The organism is Tolypothrix bouteillei VB521301, assembly GCF_000760695.4.
Lineage (GTDB): Bacteria > Cyanobacteriota > Cyanobacteriia > Cyanobacteriales > Nostocaceae > Scytonema > Scytonema bouteillei_A.
The window spans coordinates 6,986,405-7,008,558 of record NZ_JHEG04000001.1 but is presented as its reverse complement, the minus strand read 5'-3'; the positions used below and the strand labels follow the sequence as shown (position 1 = coordinate 7,008,558).

Annotated in this window: 24 protein-coding genes; 13 read left to right on the top strand and 11 right to left on the bottom strand. The window is 41.7% G+C overall.

Going from position 1 to position 22,154, the window contains the following annotated elements; translation table 11 throughout:
- Nucleotides 1-198 precede the first annotated feature (198 nt).
- Nucleotides 199-915, top strand: a complete 717-nt coding sequence (locus tag HC643_RS28515) for a Crp/Fnr family transcriptional regulator (protein WP_038083189.1) — start codon at nt 199-201, stop codon at nt 913-915.
- Nucleotides 916-977: 62 nt separating this feature from the next.
- Here the strand turns inward: HC643_RS28515 and HC643_RS28510 are convergent, their stop codons facing one another.
- The 3 genes from HC643_RS28510 to HC643_RS28500 all read right to left on the bottom strand — a co-directional run bounded on the left by HC643_RS28510 (nt 978) and on the right by HC643_RS28500 (nt 3,230).
- Entirely contained in the window at nt 978-2,732 is a 1,755-nt protein-coding gene (locus HC643_RS28510; protein ID WP_050046769.1) for a PAS domain-containing sensor histidine kinase, read from the bottom strand.
- A 157-nt stretch (nt 2,733-2,889) separates the two neighbouring features.
- Entirely contained in the window at nt 2,890-3,042 is a 153-nt protein-coding gene (locus tag HC643_RS28505; RefSeq protein WP_153021446.1) for a hypothetical protein, read from the bottom strand.
- 11 nt (nt 3,043-3,053) lie between these two features.
- Entirely contained in the window at nt 3,054-3,230 is a 177-nt protein-coding gene (locus HC643_RS28500; RefSeq protein ID WP_072040832.1) for a helix-turn-helix domain-containing protein, read from the bottom strand.
- Nucleotides 3,231-3,442: 212 nt separating this feature from the next.
- Between HC643_RS28500 and HC643_RS28495 the strand changes: the two genes are divergently transcribed.
- Nucleotides 3,443-4,009: a DUF2087 domain-containing protein gene (locus tag HC643_RS28495; protein ID WP_038083186.1), complete on the top strand. Its 567-nt coding sequence runs from the start codon at nt 3,443-3,445 to the stop codon at nt 4,007-4,009.
- Between the two features lie 252 nt (nt 4,010-4,261).
- Here HC643_RS28495 and HC643_RS28490 read toward each other — a convergent pair whose 3' ends face one another.
- Nucleotides 4,262-4,888, bottom strand: coding sequence for a hypothetical protein (locus HC643_RS28490; RefSeq protein WP_038083184.1), 627 nt, complete (start codon nt 4,886-4,888; stop codon nt 4,262-4,264).
- Between the two features lie 372 nt (nt 4,889-5,260).
- On the opposite strand from HC643_RS28490, the gene HC643_RS28485 reads away from it, so the two are divergent.
- Nucleotides 5,261-5,779 carry a peptidoglycan-binding domain-containing protein gene (locus HC643_RS28485; RefSeq protein WP_050046770.1) on the top strand — a complete coding sequence of 173 codons (519 nt, stop codon included), beginning with the start codon at nt 5,261-5,263 and terminating at the stop codon, nt 5,777-5,779.
- 449 nt (nt 5,780-6,228) lie between these two features.
- On the opposite strand, the gene HC643_RS28480 is transcribed toward HC643_RS28485, so the two are convergent.
- Both HC643_RS28480 and HC643_RS28475 read right to left on the bottom strand, forming a co-directional pair.
- The gene (locus tag HC643_RS28480) at nt 6,229-7,014 is read right to left on the bottom strand and encodes an ABC transporter ATP-binding protein (RefSeq protein WP_038083182.1); all 786 of its coding nucleotides are present in this window, start codon (nt 7,012-7,014) and stop codon (nt 6,229-6,231) included.
- Nucleotides 7,004-8,134 carry a branched-chain amino acid ABC transporter permease gene (locus HC643_RS28475; protein ID WP_038083180.1) on the bottom strand — a complete coding sequence of 377 codons (1,131 nt, stop codon included), beginning with the start codon at nt 8,132-8,134 and terminating at the stop codon, nt 7,004-7,006. The genes HC643_RS28480 and HC643_RS28475 overlap by 11 nt, the downstream gene beginning before the upstream one ends.
- 238 nt (nt 8,135-8,372) lie before the next feature.
- On the opposite strand from HC643_RS28475, the gene HC643_RS28470 reads away from it, so the two are divergent.
- From HC643_RS28470 to HC643_RS28445, 6 genes are all read left to right on the top strand, one after another.
- A complete protein-coding gene (locus HC643_RS28470; protein ID WP_038083178.1) occupies nt 8,373-8,570 on the top strand; it encodes a hypothetical protein in 198 nt (65 codons plus the stop codon).
- Between the two features lie 33 nt (nt 8,571-8,603).
- The gene (locus HC643_RS28465; protein WP_038083201.1) at nt 8,604-8,855 is read left to right on the top strand and encodes a cytotoxic translational repressor of toxin-antitoxin stability system; all 252 of its coding nucleotides are present in this window, start codon (nt 8,604-8,606) and stop codon (nt 8,853-8,855) included.
- Nucleotides 8,856-8,960: 105 nt separating this feature from the next.
- The gene (locus tag HC643_RS28460) at nt 8,961-10,547 is read left to right on the top strand and encodes a glucose-6-phosphate isomerase (RefSeq protein WP_038083175.1); all 1,587 of its coding nucleotides are present in this window, start codon (nt 8,961-8,963) and stop codon (nt 10,545-10,547) included.
- A 175-nt stretch (nt 10,548-10,722) separates the two neighbouring features.
- Nucleotides 10,723-11,175, top strand: a complete 453-nt coding sequence (locus HC643_RS28455; protein WP_038083173.1) for a cupin domain-containing protein — start codon at nt 10,723-10,725, stop codon at nt 11,173-11,175.
- 710 nt (nt 11,176-11,885) lie between these two features.
- Complete coding sequence (locus HC643_RS28450; RefSeq protein ID WP_038083199.1) at nt 11,886-12,206, top strand: hypothetical protein; 321 nt, start codon at nt 11,886-11,888, stop codon at nt 12,204-12,206.
- On the top strand, nt 12,203-12,565 hold the full coding sequence (locus HC643_RS28445; protein WP_038083171.1) for an aspartyl protease: 363 nt from the start codon (nt 12,203-12,205) through the stop codon (nt 12,563-12,565). The genes HC643_RS28450 and HC643_RS28445 overlap by 4 nt, the downstream gene beginning before the upstream one ends.
- A gap of 344 nt (nt 12,566-12,909) precedes the next feature.
- On the opposite strand, the gene HC643_RS28440 is transcribed toward HC643_RS28445, so the two are convergent.
- A complete protein-coding gene (locus HC643_RS28440) occupies nt 12,910-13,644 on the bottom strand; it encodes an SDR family oxidoreductase (protein ID WP_038083169.1) in 735 nt (244 codons plus the stop codon).
- A gap of 117 nt (nt 13,645-13,761) precedes the next feature.
- Between HC643_RS28440 and HC643_RS28435 the strand changes: the two genes are divergently transcribed.
- Complete coding sequence (locus HC643_RS28435) at nt 13,762-14,088, top strand: winged helix-turn-helix transcriptional regulator (RefSeq protein WP_038083167.1); 327 nt, start codon at nt 13,762-13,764, stop codon at nt 14,086-14,088.
- Between the two features lie 330 nt (nt 14,089-14,418).
- Here HC643_RS28435 and HC643_RS28430 read toward each other — a convergent pair whose 3' ends face one another.
- The 4 genes from HC643_RS28430 to HC643_RS28415 form a co-directional block, all read right to left on the bottom strand.
- Nucleotides 14,419-15,039: a hypothetical protein gene (locus HC643_RS28430; RefSeq protein ID WP_038083165.1), complete on the bottom strand. Its 621-nt coding sequence runs from the start codon at nt 15,037-15,039 to the stop codon at nt 14,419-14,421.
- 98 nt (nt 15,040-15,137) lie between these two features.
- Nucleotides 15,138-16,622: a DUF1802 family protein gene (locus HC643_RS28425; protein ID WP_050046771.1), complete on the bottom strand. Its 1,485-nt coding sequence runs from the start codon at nt 16,620-16,622 to the stop codon at nt 15,138-15,140.
- 1 nt (nt 16,623) lies between these two features.
- Complete coding sequence (locus HC643_RS28420; RefSeq protein ID WP_038090269.1) at nt 16,624-18,438, bottom strand: P-loop NTPase fold protein; 1,815 nt, start codon at nt 18,436-18,438, stop codon at nt 16,624-16,626.
- Between the two features lie 23 nt (nt 18,439-18,461).
- Nucleotides 18,462-19,127: a hypothetical protein gene (locus HC643_RS28415; protein WP_050046773.1), complete on the bottom strand. Its 666-nt coding sequence runs from the start codon at nt 19,125-19,127 to the stop codon at nt 18,462-18,464.
- Nucleotides 19,128-19,485: 358 nt separating this feature from the next.
- On the opposite strand from HC643_RS28415, the gene HC643_RS28410 reads away from it, so the two are divergent.
- The 3 genes from HC643_RS28410 to HC643_RS40920 all read left to right on the top strand — a co-directional run bounded on the left by HC643_RS28410 (nt 19,486) and on the right by HC643_RS40920 (nt 21,798).
- Complete coding sequence (locus tag HC643_RS28410; protein ID WP_038090273.1) at nt 19,486-19,977, top strand: hypothetical protein; 492 nt, start codon at nt 19,486-19,488, stop codon at nt 19,975-19,977.
- A gap of 148 nt (nt 19,978-20,125) precedes the next feature.
- A complete protein-coding gene (locus HC643_RS28405; protein WP_038090276.1) occupies nt 20,126-20,575 on the top strand; it encodes a hypothetical protein in 450 nt (149 codons plus the stop codon).
- Between the two features lie 389 nt (nt 20,576-20,964).
- Nucleotides 20,965-21,798: a DUF6174 domain-containing protein gene (locus tag HC643_RS40920; protein WP_063779575.1), complete on the top strand. Its 834-nt coding sequence runs from the start codon at nt 20,965-20,967 to the stop codon at nt 21,796-21,798.
- The last annotated feature ends 356 nt before the right edge of the window (nt 21,799-22,154 follow it).

Below are 22,154 nucleotides of genomic sequence, written 5' to 3'. Positions count from 1 at the left end.
CGCAAGATACCAACTGCTAGCCTGAAGGAGATGAAATGCTTGTGTTGACTTGTTTACAGATAACCTAATTATATTGTAAATAAGTTTTGTACGCTTGCGTACAAAACTTATTTACAATGCTTTTTTCTTTCGCCAGACGACATGGACTGACGCAATGAGCTATTTGATTGATATACCACTGGCTTAAAGAGGTTTCTGATGTCCGTGTCTCAAAACTCTCACAATCCTGTAAATCGGCTGCTCGGTGCCATTCCACCCGAGGAATACCAACGTCTTTTGCCTCACTTAAAACCTGTCTTCCTAGAATACAAACAAATCCTCTACCAACCAAACGAACCCATCGAGCACGTTTATTTCCCCAATAACGGCGTTATTTCCCTGCTGACTGTTATGGAAAATGGTGAAGCAGTGGAAGTGGCTACGGTGGGTAATGAAGGCATGATCGGTTTACCCGTATTCCTAGAAGCCAATACAATTCCCGGTCAGGCGTTTAGTCAGATTCCAGGTGAAGCTCTGCAGATGAGAGCAGATGTTTTCAAACGCGAAGTGACTTCAGCTAGCCCCCTTTTCAAGCTGCTGCAATCCTATACGCAAGCATTGTTTAATCTAATTGCCCAATCGGCTGCTTGCAATCGTTTGCACTCCATTGAAGAACGATTTTGCCGATGGATGCTAATGACTCAAGACCGAGTTGGGTCAAACGAGTTTCCCCTCACCCACGAGTTTTTAGGGCAAATGCTGGGTGTGCGTCGTGCAAGCGTGAGCGTAGTTGCTGCTACGATTCAGAAGGCGGGGTTCATTAGCTACAGGCGTGGCAAAATGAGCATTCTTGACAGAGAAGGTCTAGAAGATATCACTTGCGAGTGTTATGGGATTGTCAAAGCTGAGTTCGATCGCTTGCTGGGAGGCAATTAAGCATATTAGTTTAACCGCGATCTGTAACCAGTGAAGCATCCCCTACTCCCCAGTCCTTATTTTCAAGCTTGTTGTTCTAAATAACTCACGTCTGAACTATTGGCGAGCGCTGGCAGTTGCACGGTAAACGTTGCTCCCTGACCCAATCCAGGACTTTCTACTTGAATAGTACCACCATGTAGTTCCACTAGCTGGCGGACGATCGCCAGACCTAGCCCCAATCCATTGTGCGCCCCAGTAGTCGTATCCTCGGCTTGGCGGAAGCGATCGAACACGTAGGGCAAAAAGTCAGGGCTGATACCAATCCCAGTATCGCTCACCTTAATTTGGACTTGGGAATTGGCAGTTGTTAACCAAACTTTAACTTCTCCACCAGCAGGCGTGAACTTAATAGCGTTGGAGAGCAAATTCCAAACGATTTGCTTTAAGCGGTCGGGGTCGCCCCACACCAAACCAACTTTGGGATCGAGATAGGATGAAACTTGAATCTTTTTAGCGTCGGCAGTGGGATGCACTGTATCAATAGCTGCTTCGATCGCTTGTACAAGGTGGGTTGGATGGGCTTGCAAGCGAACCTGACCCCGAATGATGGATGAAACATCTAACAAATCTTCAATTATTTGTTTCTGAGCTTTGGCGTTGCGCTCAATAATTTCTAGTGCTTTATTAGTTTGAACTGAGTCCGAGTTACCAGAACGCAGTATTTTCGACCAACCAAGGATAGCATTCAAGGGCGATCGCAACTCGTGGGAAACAATTGCCAAAAACTCGTCCTTTGTACGGTTTGCTGCTTCGGCTTCAGCACGTGCAATTTGCTCGCGAAGCAACTGTGCGCGATCTTCTTCTGCGCGTTTGGCTAGAGTAATGTCGCGTTGCACTGAAACCCAGTGAGTGTAACACCCTGTTTCATCCATGAGCGGTACCAGGCTCATCTCTATCCAATATTCCGAGCCGTCCTTGCGATAGTTAATTAGTTCGACAACCACAGGCTCAAATTTCTCTAAAGCTGTCCGAAGTGTATTCAGCACGGCGCGGTCAGTCTTTGGACCTTGCATAAAGCGTGGGGATTTACCAAGCACTTCTTGAGGATGGTAGCCACTTATGCGAGTAAAGGCTTCGTTAACATACACAATACGCGGACCTGGCTCGTCAACAGGCTCAATTTCTGTAATGAGAATAGCTTCATTGATATTTGTAACTACCGACTCCAGCAACCGCAACCGCTCCAGAACCTGTTTGCGTTCGGTGATATCGCGTAGCAGCCAGCGCAAGGCGACTAATTCACCTTTCTCATTGCGGATAGCGCTTACCGTCATAGAAGCGTCAAAAGGTGCCTTTGTACCCTCTCGCTCGCGTGGCACCAAGCGCACTTCCCAGTCTTGCACCCAGTTCACCTGGCACATCTGATATAGTTTAATACGAAAATTTTTCCGCTCTTCACGGGTGACGAAGTTAACTAGTGGTTTGCCCACCAAAAACTGAGGAGCGATGTTAAGCAAATTGGCAGCAACGTTGTTGGCTTCCTGGATCTTTCCGCGTGCATCAGTAACAAGGTAGCCGTCAGGAGCAAACTCGAATAAATCCCGGTAGCGCTGCCGCTCTGCTTCTACTGTCTGACGAGCAGTTGCTAACGCTTCATTTTGCGCTCGCAGCTCCTCCTCAGCCACCTTTAATTCCTCAAAGGCGGTGTTAAGTTCCTCAAGCGCTACACGCAGCCACACTTGAGCCGACAGCGATGTACCACTAGTATCATTCTGTAAGGCACTCACGCGCTCGTACAAAATCTTTAGTTGCTGGAAAAATTTCTCCTCGTTCACGCCTAATCTCTTCCATTCGTGACGCTCAATTGCTAGATAAAGCAATTTTAGAATAACTTCTTCATCAACAGGTTAAGGCTTATTTGAGCCTGCTTCAATCTCACGAATGAAAGAGATTTAAACTATTTGTTTTGTCACCAGCAACTTTTGTAGATAGTTAGCGATCGCGCTCATAGGGAAGAATGAAATCAATTTTCCCAGTATCAGTAGCCAATTTGGTCGTACTGTAACATTCGTAACTATCCTTATCCTGCCAATTCCAACCACTAACTACGGTACGGGCGTAAGGCGTTACGCTTCTACCAACCACCAACTAAATGTTTATAATAAAATTCGTTTTCTTGCTTGATAATCCAATAAAGCGCCTTGAGTTACTACAGTTCTTCCATTTCTTCTACTAGTAGGAATTTCTCCTTTTTGCAACGCAATGTAAAGAGTAGACTGTTCTACTTGTAAGTATTTTGCTGCTTGTACAAGTGAAATGCCTGTCTTAATCATAATCTAACCTCATGATTCATATTAGCGATCGATAATTTATGGCGAAATGTAAAGAACTGCTTAAGAAAACTAAATATTCTTAGTCATTTGTAACAGAATTAACTTAACTAAAAAATTCTCAAGACAAGCTCTGTGCTGCGTCAAAGGAGAACAGCACCTTTATTTTGATGAATATCTAATTAGATTTGCGTCTAACAGCAGTATAACAGAAGATGAACAGTGAGCAGTTTCAAATTCTGCTGCGCTTTTTGAAGGCGTTAGCAGATGAAAGCCGACTCAAAATTTTGGGTATCCTCGCGAATCAGGAGTGTAGCGTTGAAGAATTGGCAGTTCTTCTGCAACTGAAAGAGCCAACAGTGTCGCATCATCTTGCAAAACTGAAAGAGCTAAACCTAGTGACAATGCGTCCGGAGGGAAATACTCATTTGTATCAGTTGAACAACCAATCCCTGGAAAAGATTGGCAAGGAGATTGCTAAGCCGGAGACAATAGCCTCTTTGGTTGAAGATGTGGATACCGAAGCATGGGAAAGCAAAGTTCTTGGTACATATATAGAAGGCGATCGCCTCAAAGAAATTCCCACAAGTCGTAAAAAACGCTTAGTTATTTTGAAGTGGTTGGCAAGCAAATTTGAGGTAGGAGTAAATTACTCAGAAAACACTATGAATGAAATTCTTCAGCAGTACCATCCTGACTGCGCGACTTTACGCAGGGAATTAGTTGGTCACCAGTTAATGCAAAGAGAGAATGAAGTTTACCGACGTTTTGTAGAGGAATAATAAGGGAATAATCCATCTGTAAGTTGACGTTTCTCTTCCCCCTCTCCCAACGGGACCTGCGGTGGTGTACACAAGTCTTCTAAGATGCATTAAAAGCGGTTTCGATCCCCCCTAACCCCCCTTAAAAAAGGGGGGAACTTCATTCCAATTCTCCCTTTTGACGATGTTTCATCTCTTTTTTAAAGATTTGTACACCACCGTAGCCCAACGGGAGAGGGGCTGTGTCGTTGCTGACGGGTCATAGGTCATTGGCTAGCGATCGCAGTAACCAATTTGGTCTTGATTCTCGATCCATCCAGTTTCCCCATTGGGAAACTTGTATCTTTCTGCCATTGGGGTTTTGTAAAGGTCAATTTCTACCCAGAGCAAATCTCTATTGCGATAAGAACTAACACTACCATCTCGTCTCAATCTCACCATGACAACTTGTCCGCTTCTAACCGTTGCAATTGGTGTGTAGTTTTTATCGGGTTCTGGATAAACCTCATATTGTACGTTTTCTATTCCTCGGATTCTTCTGCAAGCTGTAGTCCTAGGCGGCTTTCCATTACCAGAGTCGTTAGATGAATCGCAAAAATCCAGTACTTTGGTTTGGATATATCCATATTTTTCTGAGTCTGGTTCAAAGACTGCAATCAGTTGAAGCCCTTTTCGAGGGGATTCTTGTAGCAAGACCCGACCGCCTTTATCAACAGTACCAATTTGCTGTGATGTCGTTGTGCGTTGTGTAAACAGAGGAGTATCTGTTGTTGTAGAACGACATCCAAATTCAGGAGGTGAATCTATTTGTTTGGGGCGAGCTTCTGCTACGGTGAATGAAGTGGAACTCCAAAGGATGGAAACAATGAGAACAATTTTTGAAGCGTTATGAGCAATCATAGCCGGTGAATTTGGTAGTCCCCTCGAAAACTTTTGGATAATTCTAGTTAAATCTTATTGCAAGAGCAATATCAATAAATAACATTTTGAAATTTTGAAGATGCTGGGCGAATAGAAGTCTGTTCGCCCAGAACTCCCAATATCATTTCACAAAATACCCGATACAAATGATGAGTCTCTCATTGTTTCCCCATCGCTTCATCTCCCTACTGCCTATTTGTATCAACCTTAAAGTGAAATGATATAACACGCTTGAAGATAAAAAAAATCACCCTCGAAGGTACTCTTTTCTATCTGTGTTGCTTGTAGGGAACTCTGAAGTCTGTTTTATAAGTCTTAAAAAATCTCCCTCACATAAAAAACTTTCTACTTATGCCCGCTATCATTCAGTACCCTACTCAACGACCCACTTTACAGTTTGGTGCTTTCGGTCAAATTGTCAAAGAAATGCAGAAAGCTTTGAACCAAAGACTCGTTCAATTAGACACTGTATCAGCTTGTCCCATGTCAGTTCCCACAACAGGCTACTTTGACCGACAAACTCAAAATGCTGTGAAGTATTTGCAATGCCTTGCTTTTTTAACCGTGGATGGAATTGTCGGAGAAGAAACTTGGAATTATCTGTACAAAGGGTCTGATAGTCTACCAAAACTTAGCATTGGCAGTCACGGATCTGTTGTGCAAGCCCTTCAAGAAGCACTCAAAGCTGGTGGCTATTATTCTGGAACTGTCGATGGTGTTTTTGAAGCAAAGACTGAGAATGCAGTTCGGGCATTTCAAGCAGAGCATTACTTGGTTAGTAATGGCATAATTGAATCACGAACTTGGCGCATGTTGAGCAAGCTAGAAGTTCATGCTTGTCGCTGTAATATTAATGCATTTAGCGGTTAGTGTCGCAAATCTTGTAGGTTGTTTTTTACGAACTCAACCTACAAAATTTCAGTTTAAGAGCTACTGTGGTGTACAGATCTTTATAAAAGAGATGAAACATTGTGAAAAGGGAGAATTGAAATGAAGTTCCCCCCTTTTTTAAGGGGGGTTAGGGGGGATCGAAACCGCAATGAATGCACTACATAACACTTGTGTACACCACCGCAGCGATGAATTGGGAGGAATAAAGCCCCCATGCGCGATCGGGCGGTTCGGGAATCTTCAAGGATTAAATATTGTTAACTGAACCGTATTGGTTCAAGAGCTAACGATCCATCACATTGATTGGAAACGAGACAGACAATTCAGATCTACTCAGCAAAATGACCCCTTTTCATTCGCGATTTTGTATCCTACAAGAAGTTGGGTACAGCGATTCAAATGCAAAATCGGTTAATCCAAAATTTCTTTCAAGCCGATTTTCCGAGGTAAGCTTCTAAAACTTTTGAATTGTTTTGAATTTCTTGTGGTGTTCCATCAGCCAAATTTTTTCCTTCTGCAAGCACCCAAACGCGATCGCACAAGGACATGATGACGTCCATATTATGCTCAATAATTAGAAATGTCATCCCTGCTTTGTTCCAAGAAGCAATGCGATCGCAAATGTCATCAATCAATCTGGGATTCACGCCAGCTGCTGGTTCGTCAAGCAAAATTAACTTGGGATTAGTCATCAGTGCTCTTCCCATTTCTAGCAGCTTGCGTTGTCCGCCGGATAAACCCCCTGCGTAGTCCTGTGCTTTATGTGCCAAACCTACAGATTCTAACAAGAACATGGCTCGTTCTTTTAGTTCTTTTTGTTCTTGAGCGATTTTGTGTTGTTGGAATTGCACTTGCCAAAAGTTTTCGCCCGTTTGTTTTTGCGCTGCTAGCAGCATATTTTCCAGCACTGACAGACGCGACAGCGTTCTGGCTACCTGAAAAGTTCGTACCATACCAGCACTGGCAATTTGATATGGCTGCAAGTGCTGAATGGGTTCTCCATCAAAAATCACCCGTCCTTTATCTGGGCGGATAAAGTTTGAGAGTAAGTTAAATAAGGTTGTTTTGCCAGCACCGTTAGGACCAATTAAGCCAGTGATACCACCACCGGCTGCATGAATTTCAGCATTATCAACTGCTCGAATACCGCCAAAGCTTTTACAAAGCCCGGTGGCTGATAGTAATTGAATTTGGGATGGCTCTTTATTTACCAAGGGTAAGTTCCTCCTTTTTCCCTAAGATACCTTGAGGACGCCAAATCATCAGTAGCATCAGAAGGAGACCAATAATCATGATACGAAGCGCACTCAATCGATCTGAATCTAGGGGAATGATTCGATCTAAATTACGAGTTCCTTCATAGTAAATAAAGTAAATGACTGCGCCAAGGATTGTCCCGAGATTGCTGCCAGAACCGCCAAGAATGACCATAATCCAAGCGTTAAAAGTTTCTTGCGGTTCAAAATTATTGGGATAAATTGCAGCAAGTTGCCATGCAATAAAAGCACCAGAAATCCCTGCGATCGCACCTCCTAACATGAGGGATTGTACTTTATACCAGAAAACGTTTTTTCCCAGTGCTTTGGGAATTTCTTCATCTTCGCGGATAGCTTTAAGAATGCGACCCCAAGGAGACCGCACCAAAATTTCCAACCGCCAGAATACAAAAGCTAAAACTATAAGTGATAGCAGCATTAAACCTGCTTTTGGATCGTAATCATACAATTTAATAACACCAGAAATATAAATGACTGCTATTAACAGTACCAAGAAAATTCCTACGATGAGACGAGAGATAAATTCTTGTTTTTTAACTGTTACTCTATTGGAATCGGCGTGTGTGACCTGAGAAGCGCGAATCCATCGCCATAACTGCCATAAAGAGATAGCAGCAAGCAGGGTTAACAGTGCAATCATCAAAAGTCTGATCAATAAATTGGGTGCAAAAGTTGCTAGCGGGATGGGATAACTTTGTACACCAAAAGCACCAGATCTCCATTGGTCGCCCACAGGTAAATCCTGGTTATTGACTACCAATCGAATCAGCTCGCCAACACCGATAGTGACAATTGCTAAATAATCTTCCCGCAAGCGCAAAGTCGAAAAACCGATGATGAGTCCCAACATCGCAGCAATAACAGATCCAATTATCGCTGAGAGGATAATGGGGATACCCTTAAGGGTTAACAGTATAGTGGTGTAAGCGCCTAATGTCATAAAGGCGACATGACCAAAATTAATTAAGCCTGTAAAACCCCACTGTAAGTTCAGCCCCAAACTGAACAAAGCAAAAATTGACGAAGAAATTGTGAGAAAAACTAGGTATTCTGCCATAGGAACTTAGGTGTTCGTTGTTAGTTGTTGGTGGTTGGTGGTGTAGGACAGGTGTCTTCCCTATCATCGTAAGTGGTTGGAAGTTACTCACTTTGTCGCTGGCTGGTTGTTGCTCGTAACAAAGTAACCATTATTACTGGCTAACCATTAACCACTAACCATTGACCATTAACCAAATGTGTTAAGCATTGCCATTGTTATGGGAACACTATAATGGACTGTGGTTGGGGTAAAACATATGAATTTGTTGCGAATTAGGATACATCATTTAATTGAGCAGTTGGCGGATGAGGATTTGGAGAGTTTTTGGAGTTTGGTACACGCAAGGCATTGTGACTTTTATATGCTAAAAGCCATACAAGAAGTTAAGCGATCTCAGCAGCCTTGGGATACTCTAACCCATGAAGAAGCGTTGCGACTGTTGATTTTTTCATAAATGACGGTAATGAGTGGGTAATGATTTGTGAGAATAGAAGTCCGCTATGCAAGGTCTTTTTTAAAAGATCTTAAGAGTTTAGAACCTGCAGCATACCAGCGGGTTTATGATTTTGTTTTTATTGAATTTGCTAATAAAGGGCTGCTGCACTGTTTGCCAGAGATGCGCCAGATTGACAGCGAGGGGATTTTTTACCGTTTTACTGTAGATGATTATTTGATAGGATTAGAGGTTAAAGGGGAAATTGTCAAGTTCCTTAGGGTCATACCCATGCCAGATGTTTAAGCTATAGAGTTGGGCAAACACTTAAAACTGTATAAGAGAGACCGAGGAACGAGAGCACCTTGGCTTAAACTTGTTTTTGAAAATCACTTTACTTGAGATCTCCCTATGGACGCTACGGCACTTTGGCAGCGATACCAGCAATGGTTGTATTTCCATGAAGGATTGGGCTTGTACTTAGATGTTAGCCGGATGCGCTTTGACGATGCCTTTGTCGAGAAGTTACAGCCGAAGTTTGAAAAAGCTTTTGCGGATATGGCGGAACTTGAGAAGGGTGCGATCGCCAATCCAGATGAAAACCGGATGGTTGGGCATTATTGGCTGAGAAATCCGGATTTAGCGCCTTATCCAGAGCTAACCCAAGAAATTGTCGATACAATTGAGCAAATCAAGGATTTTGCTGATAAAATTCATACAGGTGGAATTCATCCCCCAAAAGCTCCCCGCTTCACCGATATTATCTCCATTGGTATAGGTGGTTCTGCCTTGGGTCCTGAATTCGTTGCTGAAGCCTTGGCCCCAGACTTCCCACCACTGGCAATTCACTTTATCGATAATACCGATCCAGCAGGAATTGACCGCATCTTAACTCAAGTGAGAAATCGCTTGGCTAGTACTTTAGTACTAGTAATTTCTAAGTCTGGGGGAACTCCAGAACCCCGCAATGGCATGCTCGAAGTCAAGAAAGCTTACGCCGGACAAAATTTGGACTTTACCCAGTATGCGATCGCCATCACCATGCCAGGGAGTAAGCTAGACGAACAAGCAAAATCTGAAAACTGGCTGGCTAGATTCCCCATGTTTGACTGGGTAGGAGGAAGAACTTCCGAGATGTCAGCGGTAGGGCTTGTACCAGCAGCATTGCAAGGAATTGATATTCAAGCAATGCTAGAGGGGGCAAAAGAGATGGATGATGCCACCCGAGTACCCGATTTGAAAAAGAACCCAGCTGCATTGTTAGCGTTGTCTTGGTACGCTGTAGGCAATGGACGCGGAGAAAAAGACATGGTTGTCCTACCTTATAAGGACAGCTTGCTTTTATTCAGTCGCTACTTGCAACAGCTAGTGATGGAATCCTTGGGTAAGGAAAAGGACTTGGAAGGAAATGTCGTCCACCAAGGAATAGCCGTTTACGGTAACAAAGGTTCCACCGACCAACACGCTTACGTTCAGCAGTTGCGTGACGGTGTACCAAACTTTTTTGTGACTTTTATTGAAGTTTTGGAAGACCGCAAAGGTTCATCTCCAGAATTAGAACCCGGAATCACAGCAGGCGATTACTTATCCGGTTTTCTCCAAGGAACCCGCCAAGCGCTGTATGAAAACCAGAGAGATTCAATTACAGTCACCATTCCCCAAGTCAACTCCCGTACAGTGGGTGCATTGATCGCCTTATACGATCGCGCTATTGGTTATTATGCCAGCTTAGTTGGCATCAACGCCTACCATCAACCAGGGGTAGAAGCCGGGAAAAAAGCAGCCGCTACAATTCTTGAATTGCAAAAACGAGTTGTGGAAGTCCTGCAAAATGAAACAGCAGCCCTTTCTGTAGAAGAAATAGCTGCTAAAGCAGGTGCATCCGACCAAGTGGAAGCCATTTACAAGATTTTGCGACATTTACATACAAATCAGCGTGGTGTAGTGCTAGAAGGTAACCTCGGACAACCCAGCAGTTTAAAAGTTTCTCTCGCCTGAGTTGGTCTACATTCCCGACTTCTTCAAGAAGTCGGGGAGATAGTCATACCGATATTGGAAGCTTCACATATCACATCTTGTGCCTTTTTTGTTGTAAAAGTAACATTTTTTTAATGTAGAGCATTTAAGATTGAACGTAAACCTTTAATCTTAAATGCTTTTTTAGGATATTCAAATGAGTAAATACCGGGGGATAGAAATCCGCAAGTTAGAATCCAGCAAAGGCGGAATGTTGCACTTTTTTACAGCACAAGCCAGTGATGAAACTATGCTGGTACAGATTCCACCCAATACAATAGATGATTTATTTGTTCATAAAACACATACCGACCAACTATTAGTTGTTAAAGGTAAGTTTGTCATTGTAACTATGCTTGACAAGCAGTATCAGTATATTCCTTTAAGTGAAGACCATCCTGTCATGGTCGTTATTCCACCAGGTGTTCTACATGGAGCCATAAATTTGAGTTCGGAACCCGTTGTTTTGGTGAATGCGTTATTGCGTCACAAACCACCTATTGAACGAGATTATATTCCACAAAAGCGACCTTTTTCTTACGATTTAGAAGCAGCAAAAGCAGCGTTGAGAAACTTGGAAAAGAGAGAACAAGCAAGTAGTTTGGCGTAAGAAAATCTCACCCCCAATCCTTTTTCCTCACAGGGAGAGAGGGCTGTTTGCGCTTGTAAAGCGGGTGAGGACAAAAACCATCCTTATAGTTCAATACGGTTCAGATAAGACTCGATCCCCCTGGGGGAGCATCCCGTTTTGACAAAATGCCCTCAGAATAGAATTCTGGACGGCAGGCGCTTCAACGGGGGGAACCCTCCGAAGTTTGCTATTGGGGGAAACCCCCAAGCCGCAACTTCTCTCCGCAACGCGCTGCCTCGGCTATACAAACTAAGTCCGCCTGCGCGGACTTAATAAAAAGTCCACGTAGGTGGTGAGTCCAGCTCTGATAGCGCAGCGTGGCACTTTCGTGCCATAGGCGGGTTTCCCTGGCGACTGGCGAACAAGGGAGGGCGAACCCGAAGGGACGAGCGTTTGTATAGACGTGATTACGAACATCGCAAAGCGTATTGTTTCCAAATTGGGATGCTCCCTCTCCCTGGGGCGTGTTTTCACGCCTATCTGTTCAGCCTCCTAATTTTCTAGATCCCTCTAAATCCCCCGATGAATTGGCGGACTTTTAAGTATCTTAGCCCCCCTTTTTAAGGGGGGTTGGGGGGATCTTCAAGGATTTAGATATTGTTAACTGAACCTTATAGTTTGATTTTTAGTAGATTTGTACAGCTTTTCAAGTAGTATTAAAATACTATTGTTTAATGAATTTACCATATATGAGTGAAACAACATCACAACAACCTGTACGTCGTCGGGGACGAATATTTCCTGAAATTACCATACCATTAGAAGAAGTTACTAAACGTAAAGCAGAAGATGAAATATTTTATCAACGGTGTTGGTCAATTTTTGAGCGAGTCCGTTCCGAGCTTATTGAGCAATATTCTGGCTGGTACATAGCTGTTGAGCCAGATAGCGGTGATTATTTCATTGATGAAGACAAAGAAACTGCTACCAAGAAAGCTTGTCAGAAGCATCCAAACTCTATCCATTTTATGTTCCGCCTCAATGAAACTGGAGCTACAGGCAGAATATGATTCAAGGTATGTTTGGCGAACAAGGACAGCTATTTTTTGAAATTGAATTGCTGAATACAGATTGTTTGAACTTGCCTGTGGATGCTATGTTAGATACTGGTTTCACAGGCTTTCTAGCAATGAACAAACAAGATCTGGAGAGCTTTGATTGGGATTTTATACGTAAAGAAAAAATGCAAACCGCACAGGGAGAATCAAGGTTTGATATTTACGCAGGCAAAGTACTTTTAGATGGACAAGCATATGAAGTTCCTGTTTGTGCAGGTGAAGAACTGACGGAAGTTTTGTTGGGTTCAGAGTGGCTCAAGATTCTACCCTTAACTGCTAATTATCAAGCAGAAATACTGACGTTGGGATAAAGAAGGGAATGCATCTACTTGTTAGCTTGTAGCAAGAGAATTTTTTTAACTCTGCGATCGCAGGAATGAACCACAGTAGATACAGAGGCAAAATTTATGTTTCTACAAAGCTTGAAATTCCGCCTCGTTGTAGACATCTGCTAAGGAAATCTGAAACGGAATTGAGGTAAAATTTATACTCTCATCTTCTTCGTTATATTCACAAAGCGACCCGCTATAGGAATGATTAGACCGTCAATATACTCACTCTTTTACTCGGCAATTTCTTCTCGTTGTAAATATTCTTCAGGCGAGTCATATCGCTGTTCTTGGTAGGTTTGCATAGCTTTTAAAGACTTTATCTTTCACACAATACCGCCGTTAGCTCGAATATGCTGTCCCGTTATCCAGCGTGCATCCTCTGAAATTAGCATAGCTACTACATCAGCAATATCAGCAGGCTGTCCAAGCCGCCCAAGAGGTGTTTGTGCAATCAACTGCTCGACCTGTGCTTGCTCCAAGACCAAACCGTCGGTGCCTGTGACTCCCGGAGATACAGTATTTACCGTAATTCCACGTACACCCAGTTCTTTTGCTAATCCTGCACTAAATTGCTCGATCGCTGCTTTACTACCTGCATAGGCACCTCCTGTTGGAATAGCCATCGCTGTGCCACTAGTAGAAATACTGATAATCCGACCTCCATCTGCCATATGCTTTGCTGCTTCTTGCAGAGCAAAGTAAACGCCTCTGGTGATATCGAACATACTATTATATTCTTCTTCAGTCATCTCAGCAGTGGGTTGGAAAATATTTTTTCCGGCAGCATTGTTTACCAGTATGTCTAACTTACCGAAACGATCTAGTGTTTTCCGAAAGAGGCTGCGAACGTCTTCAATTTCTCTGACGTTGAGTTGTACAGCAATTGCCTCTGAACCACTTGCTTCAATCGCTGAGACAACTTCCTCCGCCTTATTCTGATATCCGGCGTAGGTGACGACTACTTTTGCTCCATCTCGTCCTAAACGTTCAGCAATTGCTCTTCCAATCCCGCGTGATGAACCGGTGACAATAGCGACTTTTCCTTGCAAAGATGACATAGAATTTGCTGTCCAATAGCAGATGGTGGTTAAACAAATTCCAAGATAAACGTATACTGTTTTTTTTGGAAGTACTTACTTTTTTGTAAGTACCTATGAGTCCTTAAGGAGGCACAGATGTCAGAACAGACGGAAGGTACCGTGTTTGTGCAAACCACGCTCAAAGTTTTGGGCGGTAAGTGGAAGATTTTGATTTTGTGGCACTTGAAAGATCGAGCAAGACGCTTCAGTGAACTCAAGCGATTAATACCTGAAATCACAGAGAAAATGCTAATACAACAACTTCGCGAACTGGAAAAAGATGCGATTGTGAATCGGAACATTTATTCGGATGTGCCTCCTAAAGTTGAGTATTCGTTTACTGATTACGGTAGAAGTCTCGAACCTGTTTTAAGCGCACTCTGCAAATGGGGTGAGGAACATTTCAAACGGCTTAATCGGTAGTTACTGTATCAGTATAGTAAAATGCAAAAAAAACAAAGGGACTAACCAATGAATATTTCTCTAACTTCCGAACGGGAGAAATTTATAAAAACTCAAATTTAAAAAGGTAAATATACCAAGGTTTCTGAGGGGATTAGTGCTGCTTTTAAACTGTTAGAAGACAATGTTCGACAGCAAGAAGAATTGCAAGACGGTGCTTTCACTAGTTGGTGGAGGATGAAACGCTTTAATTTCACCAACTTGGGCGATCGCACAAGGCATATCAAGAGGAACACCAAAGATGAGTCATAGATTAAGAAATCCATTGACAGCCATTTTCAAGTCAATGAACTACATTTTTTTTTGCGTTAAAATAGTCTGTAAAGGTTGTAATAAAATTCCCAATATTTTATCAACTTCTTTAATATAGTATTCCACCAAGTCTATATAAACCGTCTTTCTTTCTATAAATAAAAATCTCCAATTAGTTCCGGTAGTAACAGACCCATAAATACGTTCAATCTCCTTTCCTTGACCTTGATTGAATAATTGGGCTGCAATCATCGCCGCCACGCATTGACCGAGACCACCATTAATATCTTCTTTTTTCGCCTCAAAAATAAACATTACAGGAGTAGAAATAAATAATTGCTCTTGCGAACCACTGATAATATAATCGCAAAAGCCTTGTAATCCTTTGCTTGCATCAACATTAAATTCATTCCCAGAAAATAGTGATATTTGATTTTTTAATAACTTTCTTACCTCCGCTAGAATTGGTGCTATCAAAAACTCCGAGCGAGCTTTTTCAGTGGCAATTGAAGTTGCCAAAGGTATGTAATCGCTCAAGAGAGTTCTTAGCATTTCTGATGGAGGAACTGGTTTTATATCGGCAAATAAATTACCAGTTTCATCGAATGTTAAGTCAAAGCTTTCTTTGACCTTAGCAAGATTAAAATCACTGTATGCCATCTTTCTACCTCGCGATTACTCTTGCCGTGCATACATTAATATCCCACATTCCGAGAGAATTTATTTCTTGGAAATCCCTAAATTAGTATCTCAGCAGACTAGGAAACGCTATAAACTATTGGTAAGTCTCGCAGGAAGTAAAAGCGATCGCTTTTCCAATCACTGCCTTTTATTCGCCCTAAATACCCTGTTAGTGGTGAGGAAAGCTCCAGTAAAATTTCGTGCATTTCTTCACGAGTTATGCTTTGAGGTGGATTGGAGTAACCATAAGCTCCAAACAGAGTTGCAACCTCAACATTGTTATCGCCCGTGTTTTCTTGGTGTTTTTTGACAAGTTGTACGAGATGAGAGCGCAATTTAATTGTTTTATATACTAGTTGAATATATTTTTCAATTTCATCATCAGCAGAGCCCGGTTTCAGATGTTCTTTAAGCTTAAATAAATCTACTGAACCGGGATAATTACTGTGCAACTTTACTAATTGCTCTAAAGTTTTTGGATTAATAATTGCCATACCATGTATTATTGCTGCATCTTTTAATTGAGTCGTGGGTTCTCCAGGACCGATGATTAATTTAGCTGATTGCTTAAATAGTTCTGGACTTTTTAAACGTAGGGTTCCTAAATTGAGTAATTGTACTGCCGTAGGATTGGGGATTTTTTTACCTGCTTTACACTCTCCAACAAGAGGATAGGGTTTTGAACAAAAAACATCTACACCCCCAGCGCCACCTTTGTGAAAATAATCAACTGTAAATCCCAAGAATTCCAGGCTTTTACGGACTATGTTTTCAAAGTCTGTTCCTGCTTGATAATTACTTCTGCCTTCATCGTGCTCTTTGCTGCGATCGCCCAGTGCTGCAATATCGTTTATCCAATTCAAGTTCGTATTTAATATTCGACTAGGCGGTTCACTCGTCCAACCCAATATTTGCTTAATATCATAATTTAGCTGTTGAACCTCTGGATTTTTGTCTAAAATCTCCTCACATTGAAACTGGAAAATTTCAAGACTTGTATATTCATAATCTTTCCCTACTACCAATAAAGCTTTACGCTTATTAAAACTTGTCTTGTAAAGTACTGGAGTATTACTTTCACATACAGTAGTTATTGAGTCTTCAGGTTTAGGCCAGAAGAAAGCACCAGGATCTGTTGGAGAGTTAATAATACAAGGAGTTGATAAGCGATAAACTCGTAATATCAACATTTTTATAACCTGGTATTGGTCAAACATAAGTTCCAAAGCATTCAAGTTCCAAACTGTTGCTCGTGCAATTTTAGATAAAAAATGCTTTTGTTCAGAATTGATCCGCCAGTGCTGTTCACAACGCGCCCAAGCTTGAATATGAAATGGATGCGTTTTATATTTAGCAAATACACTTTTAGCCCTATTTAGATACTCAGGCTGATAGTATTCCTCCAAGCTTAGATTCAAAGGAAGATTTTGACTAGGATATAGCCAAAATGCTCTGCCTTCCTTTTGAAATTGGACAAAAGGTACTACAATTAATTTACCCAAGCTCAGCATTTCTACATCAAAAGCTGGCAGTTGAATTCCATTAATAATCGGGCTACTCATCTTACACTGGCGCACTTAGAATTTGACAAATTAGTGGATTATCAGCAACTAGCCTTAACTCTTTCACAATGTTAATAACTTCATTTTTATCAAAGCAGTAGTTTTCAGCTTGTTCATAAATTGTTTGTATTGCTACAAGAGGCTTAATCTCATTCCTTTTTAAAACAACTACTTCACCGCCTTGCTGATTAACAAGTTGATCTTTTAATTGGTTTCCAACTTTCCAATTACGAGGAATGTCGGTAGAACGCACCAAACAGCCACGAGTTATTCCATGTTTACTATAATCTAGTAGTCTTCTAATAACCGCGTTAAATGTGTTACCAGTAGTAGTTTCACAAACTCTCACTCCTATCTTGACATTACGTTGATGAAGACAATCGTAGCCACAAACTGTTAAATGCAGCTCGTGTAATGAATTATTATTTATTAGAACTTCAGTAACGACGACATTTTCCGTACCTCCATTAGGAATCATTCTCATAGCACAGGCAATAATTGTTGCTAATTTGTCATCATCTTTTATAGGAATATAAATTCGGTTCAGTAAATCATTGTAGGTATCCAAAAATTCTGTTTTTTTCCTATTTATTGGATTTGGTGGTCGTCTCCCCTCTATTTGTTCAAATTGCTCGGCACACCATTTCATTAAGGAACGCACACCAGCAGCTTCATTCGCTATCTTTTTAATTTGGTCTTCTTGAAAAGGGTGTAAATCGGGATAGTCGTGAGCATTAAGATTATTTTTCTTGTAAAACCAATCCAGTCTTAGTTTGACCAGTTCTACGATTTGTTCAGCAGCAGGTGGCTTAGCAGTAACTAACCATTGACCCACTCGGTCTGGAATACCACTTCCCATCTGCTCAATTTCACGCCATGTATCGCTGATAACACAGCAAATGAGAATTACATTACTACATAAAAAGTAAATTTGATCGATACACTTAGCAACAGTTTCTGCTGGACTATCTCCACAATCACTATCAGTTCCAGCACAATCTAATTGATCGAAGCAAATCACTACGGGAAATGATGCAATTTCAGAGATTCGGCATATTTGCTGAATCATCCAGATAGATTTTTCCTCTTTTTCTTCAGATGGAAATTCGGGTAAACATACTTTCTTAATTTCTGGGTTATCTTCACCTTTAATCCAAGCTAAGGCAATTTGAGCATCTTTTTTGTTTTTTAATACTAAAAATAGTATCGCTCTCAAAAAATGGAAATCAATGTTAGGTTTTTTCTCTAATATTGCTTCAGTTAACTCATCAAAAAATTCTAGTAATTTATCTTTTTGTAAATTTTCCTCAATGTACTTTTTTAAGTCGTTAGGAGTATTGCATCTTTCAATATATGGATGGTATCGTTCCTCAAATTCTGTATCTTTTAAAGTACTGATTGCAGCAGCAGCAAGCTTCTGCCACTGGGTTACTCCATTTATATCCTGATTACTGAAGCTACTTGCTAGATAAAAACGTACATGAGAGTTAATGCGCTTGGGATTAGAAAAGGGACCTATATAGGCAAATACGCATTCACCTTTTTGTTCAATATGCTTCCATATGCGATGGATTACATGACTTTTCCCTGTTCCTCTATCACCCTTAATAGAAATTCCAATTTTGTTAGAATACTTTTGCTGAACTTCATATATGGCATCATATATTTTTGCATCAATATGTTGATTTAAGCTGGGTAGATTAGTCAGAACCTCACCCCAAACCTCTTTGTCAGCTACGACTGTTTCTAGTTTAAAAGGATTTGGGCATTGTTTACGCGCTTGTGCAAACAATGCAAATGCATCTGTACTCGACATTACTTTTTTCGTTTACCTTAATTTCAAGATGGTTTGCTAGCAAAAAATAAAAGCCCTCGAATTTCACTCTCAATTGAATTCCGCTTCTGCTCCTCAGTTGCTCCACGAGCTTCGCCACTTTGAAGATAAAACAGCTGCTCTTCCTGCATTGTCATCATCCAGTTATTGAAGTTTTCGCGGTTCACTTGCTTTCCTAAAATGTCACGTAGATGCCAGATCGGAATAAGACCACCATAACTATGGGTAATGTTTAGTTCATTAAACAAGTTGAGAGCTACTGGCTTAAACTCGTCGTAAGAAGCGATTGCTTTGCCAACATTAGAAGCTGCACTTTTCACCCCATTAGTTGATGAAGCCAGAGAACTAACCATACTGTTTGTCTGACCGATCCATTTCAGGAGTGCATTCGCGGTCCAAGTTCCGACAATAGTTCCTTCAAATTTAAAATGCGGGCTTTTGAGCCCTTCACCCAAAACTTCTAAACCTTTGGGAGAGAGTATAGTGAAGCCTGTTTTCGAGATAGCGATCGCACCCTGTTGTTGCAATTCGTTGAAAATACCCTGATAATCTGCTACTTTCCGGGTTTTTGATACAATCCGCTTGGTGAGTTCGCCTTTCTTCACTTCTTGCTTTGCTCCACCTAAATCCCACAATGCAAGGAGCAGACGAGTAGTTGCTTGAGTTTTCATAAGATGTAAGCTTTTTGACTTTAAATCAATGATTATCTTCGGCAGAACCAGTATAGTTTTGACTCAAAGCTTTTCACTGTTGGGAAAATACTGAAAAATCTCAAGTAATTTCTTCCCTATGACCTGAAGTTACTTACGTAGACTTATCTATATTTCCTGTGGCTGAATGCAGTGTCCTTCAAAGGCAAGATGAATTCCTAAAGAAATTACATCATGATTGCAAGCATACTGTTTACCTGTGCTGTTGTAGATGGAGCGGCAATTGTTCTTTTACTATGCCATTGGAAGCAGCAGGAATTCAACACTGTTGTTGCAACAGCAGGGCATTTAGCAAATGCAGGACAATTGAAAAAACACTATGAACATAAATTTCTCGGGGCGCAAAATTACGTCTTTTCCAGTTGCTGTTTTTCTTTCGGCATTACTAACAGTTCCAGTTCTTAGTGGCTGTGGTGGTGGAAACCCTCAAAGTAGTGCTCCACCTGTTGATGATACCGTCAACGGGAGAAATGTGAATTATCCCAATCAAGCCAACCCACCACAACAAGCGAGAAGGGGATTATCAACGGGTCAGAAAGTAGCTATTCTTGCGGGTGCAGCTGCTCTTTACTACCTCTACAACCAGCGCAAGAATGCACAGGGAACAGGACCTCAAAGCAAGTACTACATATCTAAGAACGGGCGTGTTTACTACCGTGATGCTCAAGGTCGCGCTCATTGGGTAACACCTCCCTCTGAAGGAATTCGAGTTCCGGCGTCTGAAGCAGAACGGTATCGGGATTTTCAAGGTTACAACGGACGCAGTACAGGTCGCACTTTAACTGACATAGCTCCGCAGGAAGTTTATTAAGAGATTTTCAACAAGTAGATTTTGAATCTTGTGGGGTGAGTGTCTTTGGCTTGCCTTAAAGCCCTCACCACAGTAAAGGCAATTAGTACCACAAGACAACAAGAGCAAAGCGCAATTAACTAAAGAAATAAAAAGGAGATAGGTCATCATGGTAGACGACTTTTTTAGAAAAGCAAAAGATTTGTTTGTTGGATCGGATGAAGATAACCGTCAGGTACGTCCCGCTAGTGAAGACCCATACGGCGATCCAGCTGACCAAGAATATTATGGAAACAGCCCTGTAAATCAAGACCCTTACGGTGACCCCTACGGTCAATATGGCAATGCTATCCCAGCAAGCCAAGACCCTTATGGCGATCCAGCCGACGTTTACGGGCAGTATGGCAATGCTATCCCAGCAAGTCAAGACCCTTATGGCGATCCAGCCGACGTTTACGGGCAGTATGGGAATGTAATTCCAGCAAGCCAAGACCCTTACGGCGATCCCGCTGATGTTGACGGGCAGTATGGCAATGTGATTCCAGCAAGCCAAGACCCTTACGGCGACCCCGCTGACCAAGAGTATTACGGCGACCAACGCGATCGCAACTACCGTTAATTCTCAATGCATTGGTCTAGTGCGATCGCGTATAAATATCTAGAGCATCAGTAATACCAAGAACCCAAAACCCGGTTTCTCTACAACTACTTAGAGAAACCGGGTTTTTTAGACCTTTGAGTATGGAATTTATATTGTAGTATAAAATTCACATTCAAGTTGGGTGTAAACGATGGCATTCATAAATAAAAACTATGAATAAATATAAATTTATAAATTTTTTAAAGATTTTGCGTATACTTTCGAGCTATCCGCGATAAGTCATGATTGACAACGATTAAATCTCAGCAAATTTTATGTATAAAAAAGGACGACTTAGAAAAAGTGTGCGCTTATTAATAATCATTAGTACGTGCTTTGCGCTACTTTTGGGATGGAATGTACTCGTTATGGCTCTTCCACCGACAGAAGCACAACTTGTACAAACAGTAGAAAATCCCAAGCAACAAAATGCCAACAACTCTGAAGAACTCGCGAGAAATCAAAAATTATGGAACACACAAGAAGTTCTCAACTACCGCTACACGCTTACCAAGAATTGTTTTTGTACAAGTGATGCTAGAGGACCCGTGATTGTAGAGGTTGGTAATGGTACCACCACTTCCGTGACTTCCGTAAATGCCGATGGATCGGTTAATCGCCAGTTGTTTGATAAGTACGATACAATTCCCAAACTCTTTGATGCGATCGAAGATGCAATTACACGTAATGCAGATAGCCTTAAGGTAGAATATGACCCTACTTTTGGCTACCCAACTCAAATTAATATAGATTACAGCAGCCAAATGGCTGATGAGGAACTGTTTCTCACAATTGAAAATTTCACCAAGTCTGCAAATTCTAGTAGAGCCAATATTTTTAAACTGAGTGGGGCTTTTGTTGAGGTAACTTACTCGGACACAAGTATTCTAGGAGGTCCGCAACTAAACTATCGTGACAACAATATCAATCGTACCTTCATGGGAGAGGCAATTCGCGTTCGCGAGACAGAGCTCGGTCAGTTAATTACAGTCACTTTAGAAGCAGTTCCCGATTTACGTACAGTTACGTTTACCTTAATCCTGCCATTGGTTAAGCTGAATACTGTATCTGAAACTATTCGCATTCGAGTCCCGAGTATCACAACCACGACTCGTACTACCATTGCAGGTCCTGGCGCTGGTGCAGAGAAAACCTATAAAGCGATCGATCTTAGAGGAACTGCTCAATTTGTTGTTTCGTAGCTGATGCTACCAGTTTTAGCCAACTATTTTTGCTTGGTCTGAAGATGAAACCCCTTTCCTTCGCTACGAGGAGGAGAGGGGTTTGGCGTGAGGTTTGTTTTGACTTCATCAAACTCATGTTTCCTTAACATTCTCAGTTTGAAATTATTAATACTAAATTTGCGTCTTATACCCCCCTTTATAATTTAGTCCGCGCAGGCGGTGAGTCCAGTCCTGCAGGCGGGTTTCCCGCCGTAGGGAACTGGCGAACCCGGAGGGGCTTCGTTTGTATAGCCGTGATTTCTAATCACTAGGGCTTATTGGAGTTATAAAAATGGATTTGGTATAATATCCTTCGCAGTTTCTCATACGAATGT